The 21,607-nt window shown below is 72.6% G+C and carries 17 protein-coding genes; 16 read left to right on the forward strand and 1 reads right to left on the reverse strand.

The features are described 5' to 3' along the window. Positions 1-196 precede the first annotated feature (196 nt). The 3 genes from ACH41F_RS31665 (at position 197) to ACH41F_RS31675 (ending at position 3,113) form a co-directional block, all read left to right on the forward strand. Entirely contained in the window at positions 197-730 is a 534-nt protein-coding gene (locus ACH41F_RS31665) for a helix-turn-helix transcriptional regulator (RefSeq protein ID WP_391241236.1), read from the forward strand. Then, the gene (locus ACH41F_RS31670; RefSeq protein ID WP_391241233.1) at positions 727-1,413 is read left to right on the forward strand and encodes an ATP-binding cassette domain-containing protein; all 687 of its coding nucleotides are present in this window, start codon (positions 727-729) and stop codon (positions 1,411-1,413) included. The genes ACH41F_RS31665 and ACH41F_RS31670 overlap by 4 nt, the downstream gene beginning before the upstream one ends. A gap of 350 nt (positions 1,414-1,763) precedes the next feature. Further along, positions 1,764-3,113, forward strand: a complete 1,350-nt coding sequence (locus tag ACH41F_RS31675) for an ABC transporter permease (RefSeq protein WP_398838744.1) — start codon at positions 1,764-1,766, stop codon at positions 3,111-3,113. A gap of 84 nt (positions 3,114-3,197) precedes the next feature. Here ACH41F_RS31675 and ACH41F_RS31680 read toward each other — a convergent pair whose 3' ends face one another. Next, positions 3,198-3,734 carry an HNH endonuclease gene (locus ACH41F_RS31680; protein ID WP_391241230.1) on the reverse strand — a complete coding sequence of 179 codons (537 nt, stop codon included), beginning with the start codon at positions 3,732-3,734 and terminating at the stop codon, positions 3,198-3,200. Between the two features lie 280 nt (positions 3,735-4,014). Between ACH41F_RS31680 and ACH41F_RS31685 the strand changes: the two genes are divergently transcribed. The 13 genes from ACH41F_RS31685 to ACH41F_RS31745 all read left to right on the forward strand — a co-directional run bounded on the left by ACH41F_RS31685 (position 4,015) and on the right by ACH41F_RS31745 (position 21,516). After that, positions 4,015-5,109, forward strand: a complete 1,095-nt coding sequence (locus tag ACH41F_RS31685) for a mechanosensitive ion channel family protein (protein WP_398838566.1) — start codon at positions 4,015-4,017, stop codon at positions 5,107-5,109. Positions 5,110-5,364: 255 nt separating this feature from the next. Beyond that, the gene (locus tag ACH41F_RS31690; protein WP_398838568.1) at positions 5,365-6,198 is read left to right on the forward strand and encodes a hypothetical protein; all 834 of its coding nucleotides are present in this window, start codon (positions 5,365-5,367) and stop codon (positions 6,196-6,198) included. A 185-nt stretch (positions 6,199-6,383) separates the two neighbouring features. Next, a complete protein-coding gene (locus ACH41F_RS31695) occupies positions 6,384-7,577 on the forward strand; it encodes an ROK family protein (RefSeq protein WP_398838570.1) in 1,194 nt (397 codons plus the stop codon). A gap of 51 nt (positions 7,578-7,628) precedes the next feature. Beyond that, complete coding sequence (locus tag ACH41F_RS31700; RefSeq protein ID WP_398838572.1) at positions 7,629-8,963, forward strand: ABC transporter substrate-binding protein; 1,335 nt, start codon at positions 7,629-7,631, stop codon at positions 8,961-8,963. Between the two features lie 2 nt (positions 8,964-8,965). Continuing rightward, positions 8,966-9,907 (forward strand): ABC transporter permease subunit, encoded by a 942-nt coding sequence (locus ACH41F_RS31705; protein WP_391241214.1) that lies wholly within the window; start codon positions 8,966-8,968, stop codon positions 9,905-9,907. Positions 9,908-9,910: 3 nt separating this feature from the next. Next, a complete protein-coding gene (locus tag ACH41F_RS31710) occupies positions 9,911-10,807 on the forward strand; it encodes an ABC transporter permease subunit (protein ID WP_391241211.1) in 897 nt (298 codons plus the stop codon). A 5-nt stretch (positions 10,808-10,812) separates the two neighbouring features. Then, positions 10,813-12,078, forward strand: coding sequence for a 6-phospho-beta-glucosidase (locus tag ACH41F_RS31715; protein WP_398838575.1), 1,266 nt, complete (start codon positions 10,813-10,815; stop codon positions 12,076-12,078). Further along, the gene (locus tag ACH41F_RS31720; protein ID WP_398838577.1) at positions 12,069-13,040 is read left to right on the forward strand and encodes an N-acetylglucosamine kinase; all 972 of its coding nucleotides are present in this window, start codon (positions 12,069-12,071) and stop codon (positions 13,038-13,040) included. Before ACH41F_RS31715 ends, ACH41F_RS31720 begins: the two co-directional genes overlap by 10 nt. A gap of 571 nt (positions 13,041-13,611) precedes the next feature. Continuing rightward, on the forward strand, positions 13,612-15,042 hold the full coding sequence (locus ACH41F_RS31725; RefSeq protein WP_398838746.1) for a hypothetical protein: 1,431 nt from the start codon (positions 13,612-13,614) through the stop codon (positions 15,040-15,042). A gap of 14 nt (positions 15,043-15,056) precedes the next feature. Further along, positions 15,057-16,136 carry a transporter substrate-binding domain-containing protein gene (locus tag ACH41F_RS31730; RefSeq protein WP_391241203.1) on the forward strand — a complete coding sequence of 360 codons (1,080 nt, stop codon included), beginning with the start codon at positions 15,057-15,059 and terminating at the stop codon, positions 16,134-16,136. A gap of 74 nt (positions 16,137-16,210) precedes the next feature. Beyond that, on the forward strand, positions 16,211-17,545 hold the full coding sequence (locus ACH41F_RS31735) for a hypothetical protein (protein WP_398838579.1): 1,335 nt from the start codon (positions 16,211-16,213) through the stop codon (positions 17,543-17,545). Then, entirely contained in the window at positions 17,542-20,163 is a 2,622-nt protein-coding gene (locus ACH41F_RS31740; protein ID WP_398838581.1) for a tetratricopeptide repeat protein, read from the forward strand. Before ACH41F_RS31735 ends, ACH41F_RS31740 begins: the two co-directional genes overlap by 4 nt. Next, positions 20,164-21,516: a PP2C family serine/threonine-protein phosphatase gene (locus ACH41F_RS31745; RefSeq protein ID WP_398838583.1), complete on the forward strand. Its 1,353-nt coding sequence runs from the start codon at positions 20,164-20,166 to the stop codon at positions 21,514-21,516. Positions 21,517-21,607: the final 91 nt, after the last annotated feature.

Raw genomic sequence — 21,607 nt, forward strand, 5'->3', positions numbered from 1 at the left:
GTTTTTTGGTCTGGGGGGGGGGTTGGGGCCGGCCCGGGGGGTTGTGGGGGTGTTTTTTGTGGGCAAACTTTGGGCTTTTTGGGGTCGCCGGCGCGGGGGGGGGGGGGGCGGTCCCCGCCCCCCACCGACCGGCCACCCGTACGCGATCACCGACCACTATTCACTCAGTACATGTAGTCAGTGCATAATCATCGCCATGAGCACCCGCCACCTCCTGCTGGGGCTGCTCGCCACGGGGCCGAGCCATGGCTACGACCTCAAGCGACGCCACGACGAACGCTTCCCCCAGGCCCGCCCGCTGGCCTACGGGCAGGTCTACACGACCCTCCAGCGCCTGGTCCGCGACGGCCTCGCCGAGGTCGAGGGCACCGACTCCGACGGCGGCCCGGAACGCACCAGATACCGCGCCACCGACGACGGCCGGCGCGAACTGGCCCAGTGGGCCGCGGAGATCACCCCGCCCGCGCCCTTCGTGACCAACGAGATCTTCGCCAAGGTCGTCGTCGCGATCCTCTCCGGCGGCGACCCGGAGACCTACCTCGACGCCCAACGCACCGCCCACATGGCACGGATGCGTGAACTCACGCAGGTCAAGACGGCCAAGGGCGCGGACCTCGCGACCGTGCTCTCGGCGGACTACGCCCTCAACCACCTTGACGCCGACCTCCGTTGGATGACCACCACGGCCGGCCGGCTGACCACCCTGACCGCGGAGGTCGACCCAGCATGAGCAACGAAGTGCCGCTTCTCGCGGCCCGCGACCTCGTCAAGGCGCACGGCAGGACAACGGCCCTGCGCGGCGCCTCCGTCGAGCTGCGGGCCGGCGAGATCCTGGCCGTGACCGGCGCCAGCGGCAGCGGGAAGTCCACGCTGCTGCACTGCCTGGCGGGCATCGTCCGCCCCGACGCGGGCTCGGTCGGCTATGCCGGGGAGCGCCTGGACACCCTGTCCGAGAAGCGGCTGAGCACGCTGCGCCGCACCGAGTTCGGCGTGGTCTTCCAGTTCGGCCAGCTGATCCCCGAGCTGACCGCGCTCGACAACGTCGCCCTGCCGCTGATGCTGGCGGGCGCCTCCCGCAAGGAGTCCCACGAGCGGGCCGGGGAGTGGCTGGAACGGTTCGGGGTGCGCGGCCAGGAGGCGCTGCGGCCCGGCGAGATGAGCGGCGGCCAGGCCCAGCGGACCTCGCTGGCCCGGGCCCTGGTCACCGGACCGAGGGTGGTCTTCGCCGACGAGCCGACCGGCGCGTTGGACTCGCTCGCCGGGGAGCAGGTGATGACGGCCCTGGTCCACACGGCCCGCGAGCAGGGCACAGCGGTCCTTCTGATCACCCACGACGCCCAGGTGGCGGCGTACGCGGACCGCGAGGTCCGGCTGACCGACGGCGTCGTGGCCCCGGCGGGGGTGGCCGCGTGACCGGCGAGCCGAACCCCGAGAGCCGTGGTGCCAGGCCTGCCGGGCGAAACGACCTGCGGCCCGGCAGCGTCCCGGAGGGGCACGGGGCGCTGTCGACGGGCGGCTCCGCCCCGCAGGGGCACAGGGCGGTGTCGACGAGCGGCTCCGCCCCGGAGGAGCACGGGGCGGGGTCCACGAGCGGCTCCACCCCCCAGGGGCACGGGGCGGCCGTGTCCACAAGCGGCTCCGCCCCGGATCACGACCGGCCCCGAGGGCGCCGCGACGGACCGACGCCCCGCCCCGGCACCTCCGGCGCGGCGCCCGGCTCCCTCCGGTCCGACCTCGGGTTCGGCCTCCGATCCGACCTCCGGCTGGCCTGGCTGCTGACCCGCGGCTCCGACCGGCGGGAGTGGTGGCGGGCCGGGCTGACCGCGGTGGGCGCGGCGCTCGCGACCGGGTTCGCGCTGGCGGCCGTGAGCCTCGCCGCGCTCCAGGGCCGCTACCACGTGCCCGTGGCCGCGGGGCTCCTGGACGACCCCGGCACCCGCTCCGGCGTCATCGTCGTCCTGCTGCTCCTGCTGGTCCCCGTCCTGGGCTTCCTCGGTCAGTGCGCCCGGATCGGGGCCGTGCACCGCGACCGGCGTCTCGCGGGACTGCGCCTGGCGGGTGCGTCGGCCGGGCAGGTGCGGCGGATCGCGGCGCTGGAGACGGGGCTCGCCTGTCTGCTCGGCGCGCTGCCGGCCACCGTCACCTCGGTCGCGGTGCTGCTCGGCCAGTGGCGGCACCCGTCCTGGCTCGCCTGGACCGGGATCGCGCTGGTCGCCCTCGGCGTGCCCGCGCTGGGCGCGGCGGCGGCCGCGCTGGCGCTGCGCCGGGTGGTGGCCTCACCGCTGGGCTGGGTCCGCCGGGTGCGGCCGCGGGCGGGGCTCGGGTCGTGGCTGCTGCTGGCGGGCGGGGTGCTGCTCGTGGCGGTGGTGGCGGTGGCCGCCTCGGTCAGCACCTTCTCCGACATGCCGGACGGCCGTGCGAGGGTCGTGAACGGGCCGCTGATGGTGGCCGGGGCGCTCCTCCTGGTCGGCGCGGCCGCGGTGGGGGTCGTCGGGGCGACGGCCGGGCTGACCGGCCGGTGGCTGGCGCGCCGGGCCCGGACCGCGGCGACGCTGATCGCGGCGGAACGGCTGCGCGACGACCCCTGGGCGGCGGCCCGCACCCATGGGGCGGCGCTGCTGGTGACGGTCGTCGGGACGGGGTTCGTCGGGGTGCGGCGGTCGCTGCTGGCCGAGCTGGACTCCAGGAACCCCGATGAGCTCGCGGCGAGCATGTCGTACTACACCACGGGCCTGAACCTGGTGGCCGCCGCGATCGCGGTGACCCTCGTGCTCACCCTGTCCGGCCTCGCGGTCGGCACCGCCGAGTCGCTGGCCACCCGGCGCCGGGGCCTGGCCGCGCAGACCGCCGCCGGGGTGCCGCAGGGGGTGCTCGGCCGGGCGCTGCTGCTGGAGACCGCGCTGCCGCTGGCGCCCGCGCTGCTGCTGGGCGGCGCCGGGGGCATGGCGATCGGCGTGGGGTACGGCCGGCTCATCGGGAACGTCCCCGACGTCATGCCGTACACCGCGCTGCTGGTCCCCGTCGCGATCTACGCCTCGTGCCTGCTGGCCGCGGCCACCTCGCTGCCGTTGCTGCGCCGCCGCCTGAGCCCCGCGGAGCTGCGGTACGCGTGAGCGCGCGAACGGCCGGCCCCGGGGGCACGGGGGACCCCCGGGGCCGGTGTGCGACCGTCCGCGGTTGCACGAAGGCCCGGATCGTCAGGCGGAGATGCCGTCGATCCGGGCCATGGCGTCCTCCGCGCCGTACGGTTGGAGATACGGCAGCCAGCGCGGGTCCCGGTGGCCGGTCCCGATGATGCGCCAGGCCAGACCGGTGGGCGGAGCGGGTTTGTGGCGCAGCCGCCAGCCGATCTCGAAGAGGTGGCGGTCGGCCTTCACGTGGTTGCAGCGGCGGCAGGACGCCACCACGTTGTCCCAGACGTGCTTGCCCCCGCGGCTGCGCGGGATGACGTGGTCGACGCTGGTTGCGACGCCACCGCAGTACATGCACCGGCCTCCGTCGCGGGCGAAGAGCGCGCGGCGGGTCAGAGGAACGGGCCCCCGATAGGGAACCCGGACGAATCGCTTGAGCCGGACCACGCTTGGTGCGGGGACTGTGACGGACGCGCTGTGCAGATAGGCGCCGGATTCCTCGAGGGAGACGGCCTTGTTCTCCAGGACGAGGACGAGCGCGCGGCGGAGCGGTACGACGCCCAGTGGCTCGTACGACGCGTTGAGGACCAGGACATGCGGCACGGATGCCTCCTTGGGCGTCGGCGGCACGTGGCTCGCGCCGGGACGATCTGTAGCCAGTTTCCCCTCAGCCCTGGTGGAAGCGCCACCATCTCCCGGTAACGGGCTGGGAGTGTTTTCGACCACACCTTTCTTCATTCCCAGGTGAGCACGGTCTCTCCCCCGAACATTGCAACGATCCCCCCACGATGCACCGTTAGTGTGGTGGGTCTGCCGCCCGGTGACCTTTCCGTGACCTTGTCCATCCGCCGGGCCGCGGACGCTGCACCTGGAGGTACCTGCCGTGTCCTTGCCCGCCGTCCTACTGGCCGTCGGTGTGTCGCCGACCCCGACCCCCTCGGAGTCGACGACGCCCGCCGTCCCCTCGCTCGAGGACGCCCAGGAGAGCGCCACGAACGCCGCCAGCTGGGTCGAGCAGAACTGGTCGACCTGGCTGGCGATCGGTCTGCGCGTGCTGCTGATCGTGGTGATCGCGGCGGCCCTGAGAGTGGCGGTCCGGCGGGCGATCACCAAGTTCATCGACCGGATGAACCGCACGGTCCAGGCGGTCGACGGCACCGCGCTCGGCGGCCTCCTGGTCAACGCCGAGCGCCGCCGCCAGCGCTCCCAGGCGATCGGTTCGGTGCTCCGCTCGGTGGCGAGCTTCCTGATCATGGGCACCGCGGCCCTGATGATCCTCGGCACCTTCGAGATCAACCTGGCCCCGCTGCTCGCCTCCGCGGGTGTGGCGGGTGTGGCGATCGGTTTCGGCGCCCGGAACCTGGTGACGGACTTCCTCTCCGGCGTCTTCATGATCCTGGAGGACCAGTACGGCGTCGGCGACACCATCGACGCGGGGGTGGCCTCCGGCGAGGTCATCGAGGTGGGCCTGCGCGTGACCAAGCTGCGCGGCGACAACGGCGAGATCTGGTACGTCCGCAACGGCGAGGTCAAGCGCATCGGCAACCTCTCCCAGGGCTGGGCGACAGCCGGCGTCGACGTCCAGGTCCGCGCGGACGAGGACCTGGACAAGGTGAAGGAGACCATCGACCAGGTCGCCGAGCGGATGAGCAAGGCCGAGCCCTGGAACGAGCTCCTGTGGGGCCCGATCGAGGTCCTCGGCCTGGACAGCGTGCTGCTGGACTCCATGGTCGTGCGCGTCTCGGCGAAGACCATGCCGGGCAAGGCCCTGACGGTGGAACGCGAACTGCGCTGGCGGGTCAAGCGCGCCTTCGACGAGGCCCAGATCCCCATCGTCGGCGGGCAGGCCGCCCCCGCGGACCCCGCCCCGGACGCCGACCCGACCGCGGGCATGGCCGCCCCGTCGGCCTACGCCAACGCCGCCTCCCCGCAGGCCCAGGCGGCCACCCCGATAACCCCGCCGGCCGTGACGAAGTAGCCCGCCCGGCTGCGGGCGCGGGACACCGGGGAGGGCGGCCGGCTCCCCGCCGCGACGGCGCGCCCGTGAAGGCGACCGCGTTCCCCCGCGCAAGGCGGTTCGTGAGGGGTCAGAACCTGCCGCCGCCGGAATCGATCCTGTTCACACCTTCTCCGCGTTTCCGCCACCCGTCCGCACCGCATAGGTTGTGGTGATCAGCGGGCCCTTGTTCTGGAGCGCCATGCCCGGGGGCCCGCCCTGAATGTGGGGAAACGCATGAGAAAGCTCGCCATAGGCACCGTCGTCTCCGGTGCCCTGGCCCTGTCCGCGCTGGCCGTGCCCGCCGCCCAGGCCGCCACGCCGGACCTCGTCTTCGCGGACGTCGTCGTGAACAAGGGCCGCACGATCGTCGTCGGCACCACCCACGACGTGACAGTCCCGGTGACGTACACGCTGACCCGGCCCGCGGACCTGACGATCGACTACAAGAACAACGCGGCGGGCGTCATGCTCTACCGCGGCGGGCTCGCCGACTCGGACAACGTGATCGAGGACGACGCGTCGCCGACGTGCACCACGACGGCGACGACGGCCACCACCGTCACGCAGTCCTGCTCCGACACCCTCGTCGTCGACCCCTCCTCCAGCCTCTTCGACGCGGCGGACGCCACCACCTGGAAGGCCGGCGGCTACTACGGCCGGATGGACTCCGACCTGGACGACTCCGACGACCACACCAGCGTCGAGTACGGCTTCGCGGCCTGGGGCAACAAGGGCACCGCCAAGCTCCAGCGCTCCGCCAGGCTCACCACCGACGCCTCCCCCGAGCCGGTGCGCAAGGGCAGGACCCTCACGGTCACCGGCAAGCTGACCCGCGCCAACTGGGAGACCGGCTCCTACACCGGCTACGTCTCCCAGCAGGCCGCCCTCCAGTTCCGCCCCAAGGGCTCGGACACCTACAGCACCGTCAAGACGGCGACCTCCTCGACCGGCGGCGCCCTCAGAGCGACGGTGACGGCGTCGAAGGACGGCTACTACCGCTACGCCTTCGCGGGCACGTCCACCACCGCCGCCGCGAAGGCCACCGGCGACTACGTCGACGTCCAGTAGGCAGCTCCCGCCCCACCCGGACCGCCCCGGCAGGTGACGACCCCGTCGCCCGCCGGGGCGGTTCTTCGCGCTCCCCTTGACTCCCTCCCGGCGCGGACCTATGGTCCCTGCATCCGACAGGAAACCTTCCTAACAATCAATCGCCGTACAGTCACCCCTGAACGGTCCCGGGGAGAGGGGTACACATGGCAGGCACCCCGCGCACGCTGCGCGCCATGAACGACCGCGCCGCCCTGGACCTCCTCCTGGAGCACGGCCGGCTGTCCCGCACCCGGATCGGCAAACTCACCGGCCTGTCCAAACCGACCGCCTCCCAACTGCTGGCCCGCCTGGAAGCGGCCGGTCTCGTGCTCGCCTCCGGCACCACCGAGGGCCGGCCGGGCCCCAACGCCCAGCTCTACGAGGTCAACCCCGCCGCCGGGTACGCGGCCGGACTCGACGTCACCCCCGAACGCGTCCTCGCCGCCGTCGCCGACATCACCGGCCGCACGATCGGCACCCACGAACTGCCCACCCCCGGCAGACGGACCGGCACCGGCGTCGTCCAGCAGGTCACCGACGCCCTCGACGGCGCCGTGAAGGCGGCGGGACTGGCCCGCGCCGACGTCCACCGCCTGGTCATCGGCACCCCGGGCGCCTTCGACCCCAACACCGGCCGCCTGCGCTACGCCTCCCACCTCCCGGGCTGGCACACCCCGACCCTGCTCGACGAACTCGCCGCCGCGCTGCCGATGCCGGTCGAGTACGAGAACGACGTCAACCTCGTCGCCGTGGCCGAGCAGCGCCTGGGCGCGGCCCGCGGGCACGAGGACTTCGTCCTGCTGTGGAACGAGGGCGGTCTCGGCGCCGCCCTGGTCCTCGGCGGCCGGCTGCACCGCGGCTGGACCGGCGGCGCCGGCGAGGTCGGCTTCCTGCCGGTGCCGGGCGCCCCCCTGGTCCGGCAGGTCAGCAGGACCGGCAGCGGCGGCTACCAGGAGCTCGCCGGCTCCCAGGCCCTCCCCGAACTCGCCCGCGAACTCGGCGTCGAGCCCCTGCCCACCGGCCCCTGCACCGAGGTCGCGGCCACCCTCGTCCGGCGGGCGGCGGAGTCCGAGGACCCCGCCCTGCAACGCCTGCTGGAGACCTACGCGACCCGGCTCGCCACCGGTCTCGCCTCCCTGGTCTCCGTCCTGGACCCCGAACTCGTCGTCCTCAGCGGTGCCTCGCTCGCCTCCGGCGGTGAGGCCCTGCGCGCCCTCGTCCAGTCCGAGCTGGAGGAGCTGGCCGCGGCCCGCCCCCGCCTGGTCATGGGCGGCGTCCCCGAACACCCCGTGCTGCGCGGCGCGTTGGAGAGCGCCCTGGCGGCCACCCGCGACGAGGTCTTCGACACCTCGCGCTAAGCCCTCCCCTCCCCCTCTCACACCCACGTCCCGCCCCAGGGAGATCTCGCCATGCCTCAGCGCGCCCGAACAGCGGCTTTTGCCCTGATCGCCTCGACGGTCCTGCTCACCACCTCCGCCTGTACCGGCCAGTCCGGTGCGAGCGCCGACGACGACGCCTCCGCCGAGACCACGCTCACCTTCTGGCACGCCTGGAGCGCGCCCGCCGAGGTGAAGGCGGTCACGTCCCTGATCGCCGGTTTCGAGAAGGCGCACCCCAACATCCACGTCGACGTGGTGGGCAACATGACGGACGACAAGATCAACCAGGCGCTGCGGGCGGGCGGCTCCAAGTCACCGGACGTGATCTCCTCGTTCACCACCAACGCCGTGGGCAAGTTCTGCTCCTCCGGCGCGCTGGTCGACCTCGACCCGTTCTTCGAGAGGTCGGGCATCGACCCGGTCAAGACCTTCCCGGCCGCGATGAACGAGTACACCCGGTTCGAGGGCAACCGCTGCACGGCACCCCTGCTGGGGGACGCCTACGGCCTCTACTACAACAAGACGGCGTTCAAGAAGGCCGGCATCACGAGCCCACCCAGGACCTGGTCCGAGTTCCGGGCGGACGCCAAGAAGTTGACGATCCCCCAGGGCGACACCTACCGGCAGCTCGGCTTCATGCCGAACTACCACGGCTGGGAGACCACCACTGAGCATTACATGGGCCAGTTCTCCCCCACCTACTTCGACGCGGAGGGCAGGTCGACGGTCGGCACGGACCCGGCCGTGGCCGCCTCCTTCACCCTCCAGAAGAACCTGGTCGACGACCTCGGCGGCTACCGGAAGCTGGAGAAGTACCGGTCCAAGCTGGGCGACGAGTGGGGTCCCAAGCACCCCTTCCACACGGGCCAGGTGGCCATGCAGCTCGACGGCGAATGGCGCCTGGGCATGGCCCTGGAGGCGGATCCGGACTTCGAGATCGGCGTCGCCCCGCTGCCCGTCCCGGACGACCAGGCGGACCAGTACGGCAAGGGCTACCTCACCGGCACCATCACCGGCATCGCCGCCACCAGCAAGAAGCAGAACGCGGCCTGGGAACTGGTCAGGTACATCACCACCGACACCGAGGCGGTGGTGAACTTCTCCAACGCCATCCACAACGTCCCCTCCACGCTGGCCGCCCTCAAGTCCCCTGACCTGACGTACGACCCGCGCTTCAAGACCTTCCTGGACATCGCGGCGAACCCGAACTCCACGACAACGCCCGCCTCCCCCAACGGCGGTGTCTACCTGACCACCATCCAGCAGTTCGGCTACGACTACGAGAGCGGCAAGGCCAAGGACCTCAAGGCAGGTCTGGCCGCCGCGGCGAAGCAGATCGACACGGACATCGCGCAGGCGAAGTAGCGATGGCCACCGTCACCCTGGCATCGAAGCGCCGCAGGTCGGCTCTGCGGACCCTGGCCTTCATGTCCCCCTGGCTGATCGGCTTCGCGGTGTTCTTCGCGTACCCGATGATCTCCACGGTCTACTTCTCCTTCATGCACTACGACGGCTTCAGACCGCCGACGTGGAGCGGGACGAAGAACTGGGCCTACGTCTTCGAGAGTTACCCCTACTTCTGGCCGGCCCTGCGCAACACGCTCTGGCTGGTGCTCGTGACGGTCACCCTGCGGGTCCTGTTCGGCCTCGGCGTCGGTCTGCTCATCACCAGGATCAAGGCGGCCACGGGTGTCTTCCGCACCCTGTTCTACCTGCCCTACCTGGCCCCGCCGGTAGCGGCCACCATGGCCTTCGCCTTCCTCCTCAACCCCGGCACGGGCCCGGTCAACTCCCTGCTGGAGGGCGTCGGCATCCCGGCCCCGGGCTGGTTCAACGACCCCACCTGGTCCAAGCCCGCCCTCACCCTGCTCGCCCTGTGGGGCATCGGCGATCTGATGGTCATCTTCATGGCCGCGCTGCTCGACGTCCCCCAGGAGCAGTACGAGGCCGCCGAGTTGGACGGCGCCTCGGCCTGGCAGCGCTTCCGCCACATCACGCTGCCGAACATCTCCCCGATCATCATGTTCGCGGTCGTCACGGGCGTGATCCAGACCATGCAGTACTACACACAGCCCCTGGTCGCCGGGAAGGTCGCCTCGGGCGTGATCCAGGGCGCGGGCACCATGTTCGAGCCCGGCTACCCGGAGAAGTCCACGCTCACCCTCCCCCAACTCGTCTACAACCTGGGCTTCCAACGCTTCGACTACGGCTCGGCCTGTGTCGTGGCCCTGGTCCTCTTCGCCCTCTCCATGGCCTTCACCGCGCTCCTGATGCGACGCCGGGGCGGCCTGATCCAGGCAGGTGACTGAAGGATGACCCAAACGCTGGCCAGACCACGGGAGTCGAAGGAGAAGGAGACCTCCCCGGCCGAACGCACGGCCCGCCGCAGGAGCGTCCTCGAATGGATAGCCGTCCACTCCCTCGGCATCGCGGCCGCCCTGTTCTTCACGCTCCCCTTCGTCTTCGTCCTGCTGACCTCGCTCATGAGCGACTCCCAGGCCCTCAGCCGCGACCTGGTCCCGCACCCCTGGGAGTGGTCCAACTACCAGAAGGTCCTCGACACCCCGGGCTTCCTCACCTGGTGGCGCAACACCCTCCTCTACGCGGTGCTCGGCACGGCGCTGGTGGTCGTCTCCTCGGTCCCGGTGGCGTACGCCCTGGCCAAGTTCCGCTTCCGGGGCCGCTCGCTGTCGCTGATGCTGGTCATCTCGATGATGATGCTGCCTCCGCAGGTCGTGGTGATCCCCATGTACCTGTTCTGGGCGAAGCAGTTGGACCTCTCCGGCACGCTCTGGCCCCTGATCGTCCCGCTGGCGTTCGGCGACGCCTTCTCGATCTTCCTGCTCCGCCAGTTCCTGATGACGATCCCGAACGAGTACCTGGACGCCGCGAAGGTCGACGGCTGCGGCGACCTGCGCACCCTGCTGAAGGTCGTCCTGCCGATGGCGAGGCCGGGCATCGCCGCGGTGGCCCTCTTCCAGTTCTTCAACGCCTGGAACGACTACTTCGGCCCGCAGATCTACGCCTCGGAGAACCCCGGCGCCTGGACCCTCTCCTACGGCCTGGAGTCCTTCAAGGGCGCCCACCACACCGACTGGAACCTGACCATGGCCGCGACCGTCCTGGTCATGGCCCCCGTGATCCTCGTGTTCTTCTTCGCGCAGAAGGCGTTCGTGGAGGGTGTCACGCTCACCGGAGTAAAGGGTTGAACGCGATGAAACTCACCGTGGTCGGCGGAGGCTCGACCTACACCCCCGAACTCGTCGACGGCTTCGCCCGGTTGCGGGACACCCTCCCGCTGACCGAGCTGGTCCTGACGGACCCGGCGGCGGACCGCCTGGAGCTGATCGGCGCCCTGGCCCGCCGTATCTTCGCCAAGCAGGGCCACCCGGCCCGGATCGTGACGACCGCCGACCTCGACAGGGCCGTGGACGGCGCGGACGCGGTCCTGCTGCAACTGCGCGTAGGCGGTCAGGCGGCCCGCCGGCAGGACGAGACCTGGCCCCTGGAGTGCGGCTGCGTCGGCCAGGAGACCACCGGCGCGGGCGGCCTCGCGAAGGCCCTGCGCACGGTCCCGGTGGTCCTCGGCATCGCCGACCGCGTCCGCCGCGCCAACCCCGGCGCCTGGATCATCGACTTCACCAACCCGGTCGGCATCGTCACCCGCGCCCTGCTCCAGGCCGGCCACCGGGCGGTGGGCCTGTGCAACGTGGCCATCGGCTTCCAGCGGAAGTTCGCCGCCCTGCTCGACGTGGCCCCCACCGAGATCCACCTGGACCACGTGGGCCTGAACCACCTCACCTGGGAGACCGGCGTACGCCTCGGCGGCCCCGAGGGCGAGGACGTCCTGCCCGGCCTGCTGGCCCGGCACGGCGAGACGATCGCGACCGACCTGCACCTGCCCCGCACCCTGCTGGACCGCCTGGGCGTGGTCCCGTCGTACTACCTGCGCTACTTCTACGCGCACGACGAGGTCGTCCGGGAACTGCGGACCAAGCCCTCCCGCGCCGCCGAAGTGGCGGAGATGGAACAACAGTTGCTGACGCTGTACGCCGACCCGGCCCTGGACGAGAAGCCCGAGCTCCTCTCCCGGCGCGGCGGCGCCTACTACTCGGAGGCCGCCGTGGACCTCACGGCGGCGCTGCTCACCGGCGCCGGAAGCCCGTACCAGGTGGTGAACACCCTGAACGACGGCACGCTCCCCTTCCTCCCCGACGACGCGGTGATCGAGGTCCAGGCGGCGGTGGACCGCAAGGGCGCGACCCCGCTGCCGGTGCCCGCGGTGGACCCCCTCCACGCGGGCCTGATGGCGGCGGTGACAGCCTACGAGGACCTGGCCCTCCAGGCGGCCCTGCACGGCGGCCGCGAGCGGGTCTTCCGGGCCCTGCTGTCCCACCCCCTGGTCGGCCAGTACGCGTACGCGGAGGAACTCACCACCCTGCTCCTCGCCCACAACCGGGAGCACCTCGCGTGGGCATGACCGCACACGTCCTCGCGATCGACGCGGGCAACAGCAAGACCGACGTGGCGCTCGTGGCCCCCGACGGCACGGTCCTGTCCACCGCGCGCGGAGGCGGCTTCCGCCCCCCGGCGGTCGGCGTGGAGAAGGCCGTGGACACCCTCGCAAAAGCGGTGACGCAGGTCTTCGAGACAGCCGGCGTCACCGCCGCGACCCACGTCTCGGCCTGCCTGGCCAACGCGGACCTGCCCGTGGAGGAGGAGCGCCTGACGAGCGCCCTCGAAGCCCGCGCCTGGGGCACGACGCTGGAGGTCCGCAACGACACCTTCGCCGTCCTCCGCGCGGGCGTCACCGAGCCCCGGGGCGTGGCGGTCGTCTGCGGCGCCGGCATCAACTGCGTGGGCATGCGCCCCGATGGCCGCACCGCCCGCTTCCCGGCCCTGGGCCGCATCTCCGGTGACTGGGGCGGCGGTTGGGGCCTGGCCGAGGAGGCCCTGTGGCACGCGGCGAGGGCCGAGGACGGCCGCGGCGACCACACGGCCCTCGCCCGGACCCTGCCCGCCCACTTCGGCCTGCCGAGCATGTACGCCCTGCTCGAGGCCCTCCACCTGAACCACCTCCCCCAGGCCCGCCGCCACGAGCTGACCCCGGTCCTCTTCACCACGGCCACAAGCGGCGACCCGATCGCCCGTGCCCTGGTGGACCGCCTGGCCGACGAGATAGTCACCCTGGCCACGGTGGCCCTGACCAGGCTGGACCTCCTGCACGAGGAAACCCCGGTCCTCCTGGGCGGCAGCATCCTGGCCGCCCGCCACCCCCAACTGGACACCGCCATAAAAGAAGCCCTGACCACCCGAGCCCCCAAAGCCGTACCCCAGGTGGTAACGGCAAGCCCAGTCCTGGGCGCAGCCCTACTGGGCCTGGACCACACACAAGCCCCCCCAGAAGCCCAGACACGCCTAAGAGCCCACTACGAGCCGTAACCCGACCGAGAAACAACGCATCGCACCGGCCCCGGAAGCACGCACCCCCACGCACGGGCCACCGGCGCCACGGCGGGAAGGGCGGACGCTGGCCGAAGACGACCCGCACCGGCGCCACGGCGGGAAGGGGACGTACCGGGGGGTGCCCGCCCGCAGTGTCGGGCGTCCAACCGACAGCACAACTCAATCCCCCAGCACCGCCCGACCGAGGACGGACACCCCCCGGTACGGCCCCGACCCCCAACGCACCGCGGAGGCGCAACGCGCACCCCCACTCACAAGCCACAGGCCGCCGCAGGCACAGGCGCGCACCCCCACCCCCCGAACCTGGAACCGAACACATTCCCCCCGCGTGTGAGGGGACAGGGGATGGTGCGGGCACCCAGGCATGCCGCGGCCCGGCGCACCGCACCGCACCGCGCTGCAATCCGATCAAGATCCAGCGAAGCCCGGTGCGGATGTCGGCCCCGGCAGCGATACTTGCGGCGACGGATGACCATGGGGGAGGTCAACAGTGACACACCCGCCGAAAAGCAGCGCGGCACCACCACCGAGCCCGGGCATGCCCACAATGCCCGCCGTCCCGCCCCAACAGCCCCAGCCCAACGGCACCCCCACCCAGCCGCCACCCACCACCCCGACCACCCCCACCACCGCCCCACCGCCGGAGGCCCGCCGCACCGCCTTCGCCGAAGGCATCGACCGCCTACGAGCCGCCGCCACCACCGAACCCGGCCGCCTGCGCATCATCGGCGCCGTCCTCGCCGCGCTCGTCGTCGCCTTCGGCGCCGTCACCGCCTGGCAGACGACGGACCGCGCCGCGGCCGCCGACGACGTCCTGCACAAGAGCCAGCCGCTCAGCAGCGCCGCCGCCGACATCTACCGCAGCCTCGCCGACGCCAACACCGCCGCGTCCAGCGGCTTCCTGGCGGGCGGTCAGGAGACGGCTGCCTCCCGGGACCGCTACGAGCGGGACATCGACCGGGCCGCGGCGGGCCTGGTCAAGGCCGCAGCGAACTCCGACCCCGGCTCCCCGGCCGCCGCGACGGTCGCGAAGCTGAACCGCCTGCTGCCGGCGTACAAGGGGTACGTGGAGCGCGCGCGCTCCAACAACCGCCAGGGCTTCCCGGTCGGCGGCGCCTGGCTGCGCTTCGCGAACGACACGATGCACAACGACATGCTCCCGGCGGCCGAGGACCTCTACAAGAAGGAGAACCAGCGTCTGCGCGCCGACTACGCCGACGCCACGCCCTATCCCTGGGCGGCGATCGGCCTCGGCGTCGTCGCCCTGGCCGCGCTTGCCTGGGCCCAGCACCGCAACTACCGGCGCACGAACCGGGTCATGAACCACGGTCTGGTGGCCGCGACGGCGACCGCCGCGGTCGTGCTGTTGTGGCTGATCGTCGGGCACAGCGTGGCGCGCGCGGGCCTGAACGACTCCTACGACCACGGCGTCCGCTCGCTGAACGTGCTGCACGACGCCCGCATCGCGTCCCTGAAGGCGCGCGGCAACGAGAACCTGACCCTGGTGGCCCGCGGCGCGGAGACGAGGACGGTCAAGAACGCCCAGGGCGAAGAGGTCACCGTGGACGCCTACGACCACGATTTCCAGACCGACATGAACACCCTCGGCAAGGGCCTGGCCCAGGCGGCGAAGCTCGCGGACGACAGCTCCGGCAAGAAGCCGGTGACGGCCGCGCAGGGCAACATGACGGTGTGGAAGGAGCGGCACGCGGCGGCCCGTGAGCAGGACGAGTTCGGCAACTACCAGGAGGCGCTGGACCGGGTGATCGGCGCCAAGGGCGCGACGGGCGAGTGCTTCGACAGCGTCGACGACAACCTCGCCAGGGCGCTCGACCACGAGGAGGCCGAGTTCGCGCGGGCGGCCGGTGACGGCCTGGACGCGATGACGGGTCTCCCGGTGGGTGCCGCGGTGCTCGCGGTGCTGGGCGCGGCCGGCGCGGTGCTGGGCATCGGCCGCAGGCTGTCGGAGTACCGGTGAGAGGGGGCAAGCCCATGCGGACAGCACACGCACGAGGTAGGCGAGCCGGTCTGAAGGGCTGGGGCGGTGTGGCGGCGATGGCGGTCGTCTGCGCCCTCACCGCTGTCCTCGCCCTGCTGCTGCCGCTGACCCGGCCGTCCGGCGGCGGTGCGGGCACCGGCGGTCAGGGCGTGGCGCACGGCAGCGAGGTCAGGGCCGAGGACGACCCCTGCCAGGACCCGCGGATCGAGAAGGCGCCGGAGAAGCAGACGCTGTCACCGTCGGGCGCGGACGGCGGCACCATCGAGAAGATCAAGGCCCGCGAGGGCGAGAAGCGCAAGCTGATCGTGGGCGTCGACCAGAACAGCTACCGCTGGGGTTACCGCGACCCCAACAACGACGAGGCCGGCAACACCCTGGAGGGCTTCGACATCGACCTGGCGCACCGGATCGCCAAGGAGATCCTCGGCGACCCGGACGCCGTGCAGTTCAAGGCGATCCCGACCAACCAGCGCATCCCGGCGATCCAGTCGGGCCGGGTGGACATGGTGGTCCGCACGATGACCATCAACTGCACCCGCATGGCGGACGTGGCGTTCTCCGCCCCGTACTTCAAGACGGGGCAGCAGGTGCTCGCCCCCAAGTCGGCGCCGATCACCGGCCCCGACGACACGCTCGCCGACAAGAAGGTCTGCACGGCGGCCGGTTCGACGGCCAACACGGAGCTGACCGAGCGCCAGAAGGCGGGGACGCTGCCCCGTTCCACCGACATCACCTCCACCGTCGTCCCGAACCAGCTCGACTGCCTGGTGCGGCTCCAGCTCGGGGAGGTCGACGCCGTGGTCACCGACGGGGCGCTCGCCGCCAGCCAGGCCGCGCAGGACCCGACGGTGGAGCTCAAGGGCGACGCCCCCTTCACGACCGAGTACTACGGCGTGGCGATGAAGCTCGACGCCGACGACCTGGTGCGCCGGGTCAACCAGATCCTGGTGGACTACCGCAAGGACACCGCGGGCGGCTGGCAGGCGTCGTACGACACCTGGCTGTCGGCGACACTGGGGACGGACTCGGCGAAGTCCGAACCGCCCGCTCCGGAGTACCTGCGCAAGAGCTGACGCGGGGCACACCCGCCAGGCGGAACCGCAACACGAACCCCCCACTCCGACAACCCAGCAGCGAGAGGTGATCGATGGGCGTCACGGGACCCCCCGGGCCGGTGATGGACCGGGACGAGGTGGACCGTGCGCTGGCGCGGCTCGGCGCGGAGCACGAGGCGATCGAGACCTCGCTCCTGGCGCTCCAGGACCACGCGGGCCGCAGGCTGCTCGAGGGCGCCGAGCTCACGGGTGTCACCAAGGACCGCTGGGCGTCGGCGGAGGCGTCGATCACGCTGCTGTGGGCGTACTTCGACGCGTACTCGGACGCGTTGCGCGGCGCCCGCGAGATCAGGTCCCGCCGCCGCTGGTCGAGCCAGTCCGATCTGGCGGAGCTGACGGAGCTGCTGCGCGGCGCGTCGGTCATGGTGGCCGGCAGCGCCGCGGCGACGGCCAACGCGCCGACGCTGCACGGCGGTTCGGGCAAGCTCAGCGAGCAGTTCAGCCTGGCCGAGCTGGTCGACCGGATGAACGAGCTGTACGCGACGAGCCTGGACATGGTGGTCGCCGCCGACGCGGTGTGGTCGGCGCTGCCCGCGCGGATAGACCTTCTGGCAGCGGAGCTCCAGCGCACCCGCAAGCTCGCGCACTCCGTGGGCGTACGGCCGGGCGAGCATCCGGCCGGCGACGACCTGGAGCGGATCACCCGCACGCTGACGCGGCTGCGCGAGGAGGTGGTGTCGGACCCGTTGGCGTACTGGATCCCGGCGCAGGGGAGTTCGGCGCCGGGCGGCGGCCGGCCCGACACCACGGTCTACGACCGTGAGGCGCGCGCCCTGGAGGACGTGCGCCGGGAGATCGACGCGGTGCTGACGGTCCGGCAGGACGCCGAGCAGCGTCTGGTGCGGCTCCGTGACGTGCTCTCCCGCGCGGACCGCACGCTCGCCGAGGCCCGCCTCGCGCGCGGCGAGGTGCTGGCGAAGATCGCCGCGACGGAAGTGCCGGTGGTCAGCGGCCCGCCGACCGCGCTCCAGGAGCAGTTGGCGACGGCCGCCGAGTACCGCAGACAGGGCCAGTGGCACCGCCTGTCCCCGCTTTTGGAGTCCCTGGAGCAGAAGGCGGAGGACGAACTGCTGCGTGCCCGCGAGTCGTTGGGCGCGGTCACCCAGCCGCTGGCGGTCCGCGCGGAGCTGCGCGGCCGCCTCGACGCGTACAAGGCGAAGGTCGCCCGGCACGGCCTCGCCGAGGACCCGTTCCTCATCGAGCGGTACGACGCGGCGCGCCGCATGCTGTGGAGCGCGCCCTGCGATCTGCGCGTCGCCGAACAGGCCGTCCTGCGCTATCAGCGGGCGGCCGCCGAACTGCTCGGCGCCCCGCGGGTGCCGGGGCAGGACGGGCCCGAGGACCGTAGGGGGGAAGCTTCGTCATGAGTGAGGCACAGCAGGCCTGTCAGCGGCCCGGCTGCGACGGTTCGTACGAGGACATGGGCGGCGGCGAGCTGTACTGCGACACCTGCGGTCTGGCGCCGGTGGTGTCGGCGAAGGGCATGGTGGGGTCCCCGCCGACCGGGGTCACCGCCGGCGGCAGGGGCACGGGCGGCTCCGGCAGCGCGAGCTCCCGTTCCAGCGCCCGCGCCAGCTCCCGTACGTCGTCGCAGTCGTCGAAGTCCCGCCGCTCGGTGTCGGGACGGCTCTCGCGCTCGCTGTCGGGCCGGACGACCGGCCGCTCGGTGTCGGTGCGCAGTTCCGGCTCCTCGACCAACACCAGTGCCCGCAGCCGGCTCGGCGTGGGCCTGGTGCAGGTCCCGGGCGTGCCGCGCCCCGATCCGCGCGCGATGGTCCTGGACAACCCGGAGGTCCCCGAGCGCAAGCGGTTCTGCTCCCGCTCGGACTGCGGGGCGCCGGTGGGCCGTGCCCGCGGCGACCGGCCGGGCCGCACGGAGGGCTTCTGCACCAAGTGCGGCAACCCGTACTCCTTCGTTCCCAAGCTCGGGGCCGGCGACATCGTGCACGGCCAGTACGAGGTGGTGGGCTGTCTGGCGCACGGCGGCCTCGGCTGGGTCTATCTCGCGGTGGACCGCGCGGTGTCGGACCGCTGGGTGGTGCTCAAGGGTCTGCTCGACACGGGCGACCAGGACGCGATGGCCGCGGCGATCTCCGAGCGGCGGTTCCTGGCGGAGATCGAGCACTCCAACATCGTGCGGATCTACAACTTCGTCGAGCACCTGGACCAGCGCACCGGCTCGCTCGACGGCTACATCGTCATGGAGTACGTCGGCGGCAAGTCCCTGAAGGAGATCGCCAACGGCCGCCGCACGCCCACGGGCAAGCGGGACCCGCTGCCGGTGGAGCAGGCCTGCGCGTACGGCATCGAGGCGCTGGAGGCCCTCGGCCATCTGCACAGCCGCAACCTGCTGTACTGCGACTTCAAGGTCGACAACGCCATCCAGACCGAGGACCAGCTCAAGCTCATCGACATGGGCGCGGTGCGCAGGATGGACGACGAGGAGTCGGCCATCTACGGCACGGTGGGCTACCAGGCGCCGGAGGTCGCGGAGGTCGGCCCGTCGGTGGCGTCCGACCTGTACACGGTCGCCCGCACCCTGGCGGTGCTGACGTTCGACTTCCAGGGCTACACCAACGTCTTCGTGGACTCCCTGCCCGACCCCGACCACATCGAGGTCTTCCGGCAGTACGAGTCCTTCTACCGGCTCCTGGTGCGGGCCACCGACCCGGACCCGGCCCGCCGGTTCGCCTCCGCGCAGGAGATGGCCGAGCAGCTGACCGGCGTCCTGCGCGAAGTGGTGTCGCTCCAGACGGGGCGTGCCCGGCCGGCCCTGTCGACGCTGTTCGGGCCCGAACTGCGGGTGACGGACACGGAGTTGTTCCCGAAGCTGGACGGGGAGGTGTCCCGCCTCGGGGCGCGGGTGGCGCAGCCGCGGCGCCGGGTCCGGGCGTTGGCCGGGGCTCCTGAGCGGGCGCTGCCCGCGGTGCCCAGCGTCGCCGCCGCCCCTGTTCCGGCCGGTCTGCCCCCGGTGGGCGCCGGCGTGCCGGGCGGCGCGGCCCTGCCGTCGCCCGGCGGAGTCCTGCCGTCGCCCGGCGGTGCCGCCTCGCTCGTCAAGGTGGTCGCGACGCCCGCCGCGGCGCTGGCCCTGCCCGTGCCCCGGGTCGATCCCGCGGACCCCAACGCCGGGTTCCTCGCGGGTCTCATGGCCACCGCCGCCGCCGAGCTGCTCGGGGCGCTGGCCGCGGCTCCCGCGCCCTCCGTCGAGACGCGGCTCCGGCAGATCCGGGCGTGGCTGGAGAACGGCGACGCGCACACCGCGCTGGAGGCGTTGCGGCGACTGGAGGAGGAGCGGCCCGACGACTGGCGGGTGGTCTGGTACCGCGGGGTCGCCTCCCTGGTCACCGGGGACCACGAGGCCGCCGCGCTCGCCTTCGACGCGATCTACGACGCCTTCCCCGGCGAGCCCGCGCCGAAGCTCGCCCTCGGCCTGTGCGCGGAGGTGCTGGGGCAGCTGGACAACGCCGCCGAGTACTACCGCCTCGTCTGGTCCACCGACCCGAGCTATGTGAGCGCCGCCTTCGGCCTGGCCCGGGTGCAGCTGGCGAGCGGGGACCGCCGGGGCGCCGTGGTGACGCTGGAGTCGGTCCCGGAGTCGTCGATCCACTACACCGCCGCCCGGGTGGCCGCCGTACGGGCGCGGCTGCGCGGGCGCACGACGGCCGCCGGTGAGGTGGCGTTCCTCGACGACCTGACCGCGGCCGCGGGACAGGTCGAGGCGCTGGAGACGTACGGTCTCGATCCGGCGCGCCGCGAGCAGTTGTCGACCGAGGTCCTGGGCTGCGCCCTGGACTGGGTACTCTCCGGTGGTCAGGGCGCCGCACCCGCACACGGAGTGCTGCTCGGCAGCGCGCTGGACGAGCGGGGACTCCGCTTCGGACTGGAGCGTTCGTACCGCACGCTGGCCCGGCTGGCCCGGGGCGGCGAGGAGAGGATCGACCTGGTGGAACGTGCCAACCGTTACCGCCCCCGGACGTGGGTGTAGTTGATGTCCCAGATGCCCCAGCCGACGGCCCTGTCGAAGTGCCCGAGCTGCGCGGAACCCCTCGAGTCGGGTGACCGTTTCTGCGGCGCGTGCGGATACGACCTGTCCGCCGTGCCCGCCCCGCCGGACGACGCCCCGACGGTGGTGATCGACGGCTCCGGCCCGGCCGAGGGGGCCGCCTGGCCGGGCGCCTCCGCGCCGGCGGGCTCCGACACCCCGCCGGCCACCCATCTGCCGACGGACCTCCAGGGCACCGACTCCGGCGGCGGGGAGCTGCTGGCCGCGCCCGCGGCGGCGGCCCCCGAGCCGCCGCCCACCGGCAACCCGGTCTCCCCCGTCACGGGTGTGCGCTTCGACCACCCCTCGGAGCCCGAGGAGTACCCGCTCCAGGCGCCCGACCCGCGGGTCGCCCAGGAGACACCGACCCCGCCGGAGGGCGTCAAGGTGTGCGTGGCCTGCCGGGCCGGCCGGGTCGACCACGACGGCTACTGCGAGAACTGCGGACACGCCCAGCCCCGCGAACGCGACCACATGGAGCAGGAGTCGGGCCCGATCGCCGCCGTCAGCGACCGGGGCCTGCGCCACCACCGCAACGAGGACGCGTTCGCCATCGGTAACGCCGTCCTGCCCGACGGCCGCTCGGCCGCCGTGGCGATCGTCTGCGACGGCGTCTCCTCGGCGACCCGCCCCGACGACGCCTCGCTCGCCGCGTCCCGCGCGGCCGGTGCCTCGCTGCTGGCCGCCCTGCCGCGCGGCACGCACCCGCAGCAGGCCATGCACGAGGCGATCGTCGCGGCCTCCCGCGCGGTCAACTCGCTGGCCGCCGAACCGGCCACGGCCCGTGAGCACTCCCCTCACCAGAACGCCCCGGCCTGCACGATCGTCGGGGCCGTGGTCACCTCCGACCTGCTGGTCGTCGGCTGGGTCGGCGACAGCCGCGCCTACTGGGTCCCGGTGGACCGCGCCTCGCTGCCGGCCCGGCTCACCGAGGACGACTCGTGGGCCGCGCAGATGGTCGCGGCGGGGCTGATGAACGAGGCGGAGGCGTACGCCGACGAGCGGGCCCACGCGATCACCGGCTGGCTCGGCGCGGACGCCTACGAACTGGAGCCGCACACCGCTTCCTTCAAGCCGGACCGCGCGGGTGTGGTGGTGGTGTGCACCGACGGACTGTGGAACTACGCGGAGGCCGCCCAGGAGATGGCCGAGGCCGTACCGCGGGACGCCGCCGAGCGACCGCTGCACAGCGCGCAGGTGCTCGTCGGTCACGCCCTGGACGGCGGGGGCCACGACAACGTAACAGTGGCCGTCCTGCCGTTCCCCGCGCCGCCGCAGGGGGCAGGATCGGCCTGAGGCCGATGACGGGGATGCCTCAGCGGGCCGGAGGGGACCGGTCCGCACACAGTCGTCACCTCACGACAACCGTGGGGTCTGCGAGGGGGAT

Origin of the sequence: Streptomyces sp. NPDC020489, from assembly GCF_044386545.1 — a bacterium.
Taxonomy (GTDB): Bacteria; Actinomycetota; Actinomycetes; order Streptomycetales; family Streptomycetaceae; genus Streptomyces.